1 protein-coding gene is annotated in these 1,604 nt (G+C 73.6%); it reads left to right on the plus strand.

What is annotated here, in order from left to right:
- The first annotated feature begins 300 nt into the window (after positions 1–300).
- A complete protein-coding gene (locus Q0L15_RS22735) occupies positions 301–1,440 on the plus strand; it encodes a hypothetical protein (protein WP_296607135.1) in 1,140 nt (379 codons plus the stop codon).
- The last annotated feature ends 164 nt before the right edge of the window (positions 1,441–1,604 follow it).

Raw genomic sequence — 1,604 nt, forward strand, 5'->3', positions numbered from 1 at the left:
GGACCCTGCAGCGCGTCGGGCACCGGCTGCTCGTGTGGACCAGCCCCCACGGCCGCACCTACACCCGACATATCGACTGACTCGACCCCGCCGGCCACGGCCGACGGGGCCATCTTCATGCCCCGGCACCGTGGATCGAGCTCGTCGAGATCCCGGCAGCCCGACCATCCACGACGAGCTCTGCGATCACCGCCCTGCCCACGTTGCGGGGGTCTCGACAAGCTCGACCACCGGTTCCTTCGCTCGACCACCGGAGGCCCGCCGAAGCAACCTCGGCCGGGCGGACGGCGTCACAGGGGTATGGCAAAGCTGCCCGGGGCCCTCGCCGTCGTGTCGCTCCTGCTCACCGGGTGCGGTGACGCCCGACCGACCGCGACCGACGCCGAGCCGACGCCGAGCCAGACGACGCCCACCAGCGTGCCACCGGAGCCCTCCACCACCACCTCGACCGCGGCCGACGAGCCGCCACCGGTGCCGGGCAGTGCCTCGGCGCTGGGTGAGGTCATCCCAGCGGACTTTCCGCTGCTGAGTGGTCTGCCCGAGGACTCGGAGGCCGAGCCGGGCGAGGGGCGCCGCGGTCCGAACCGCACGATGCGCCCGATCGTCCCCGAGGCGTGTGGTGAGCGCGTGCCGCTGCCCGACCACACCGACCGGCTGCGGGCGGCGTGGACCAATCCCGAGGACGGCCGCGACCGCCAGCTGGTGACGTTCACCGACGTCGCGAGCGCCCAGTTGTACGCGGAGCAGGTGCTCGACCTCTTTCGCGCCTGTCCCGAGGAGGTCACGTCCGAGGGCGCCGAGGAGTCCCGGCGGGTCACGGTGGTCGACAGCGACCTCGGCGACTTCGCCGGCGCCGCCTCCACCCAGTACCTGCTCTACGACTACCCGGCCCCGGGCCTGACGACCTGGACCGTCGTCCGGGTCGGCGCGGCCGTGCTGACCTCGGTGACCTACAACGAGGGCGGCGCGGGCGCCGACCCCGACCAGCAGGCCGCCGACCAGCGCCGCCGCGACGCCCAGGCGATCGCCGGGGTCGTGGACGCGATGTCGACCCTGGTGGAGGACCACCCGTCGGAGCCGCCGTTCGGGCCGAGTGGCGTCGGTCGGTTCACGCTCGGGATGTCCCGCGCCGAGCTTCTCGCGCTTCCCGGCGTCCGGATCACCGGGGACAACGGGGTGTGCGAGGACTTCGAGTCCGCCGGCGTGGTGGGTCACCTCCAGCCGGGCCTCGGCGTGGCGGTGCTGTCCGCCCACGGCGACCTGGAGACCCCGGAGCACGTCCACCTCGGCTCGACGCTCGCGGAGGTGCGTGCGGCCTACCCGGACGGCGCCGGGGACGAGGTGTGGTTCGACGCGCCGCCGTACCGGTTCGAGCTCGGCCGGGACCGTCGGGTGATCAGCATGATGCTGCTCCACCCGGACCAGCGCTGCGGCAGCTGAGCCGGCGGCGACGAGCAACGAGGGCCCCGGGAAGACAACACCCGGGGCCCTCGTCGTACGCGTGGAGAGGCGGCGCTCAGAGCGAGCGGAGCACCTCGCGCATCAGCTCGGCGGTCTCGGACGGCGTCTTGCCGACCTTGACGCCGACGGCCTCGAGGGCCTCC

The organism is Nocardioides sp., assembly GCF_024509035.1.
In the GTDB taxonomy this organism is placed as follows: domain Bacteria; phylum Actinomycetota; class Actinomycetes; order Propionibacteriales; family Nocardioidaceae; genus Nocardioides.